Annotated in this window: 1 protein-coding gene; it reads left to right on the top strand. The window is 40.4% G+C overall.

Going from position 1 to position 270, the window contains the following annotated elements; genetic code table 11:
* Positions 1 to 270 (top strand): redoxin domain-containing protein (locus tag A3738_RS10640; protein WP_156504196.1); only part of this gene is annotated, 270 nt, incomplete at both ends.

The raw sequence follows: 270 nt of genomic DNA, 5'->3' as shown, positions 1-270 counted from the left end.
GACTTTCACGAGTGGATTGGAGATGGATGGGCAGTTCTATTCTCACATCCAAAAGATTTTACGCCTGTATGTACAACAGAACTTGGCTACATGGCGCGAATTCAGCCAGAATTTGAAAAACGTAACACCAAGATTATAGGGTTGAGTATTGATCCTCTCGATGACCATCATGTATGGATTAAAGATGTTGAAGAAGTAGGGAGTACGACAGTCAACTATCCTGTTATTGCTGACACGGATCTGAGTATCGCAAAACTTTATAACATGTTT

Source organism: Oleiphilus sp. HI0066 (assembly GCF_001635725.1).
Note: the sequence above shows the minus strand (reverse complement) of the source record. Positions and strands in the feature narration are given on the sequence as shown.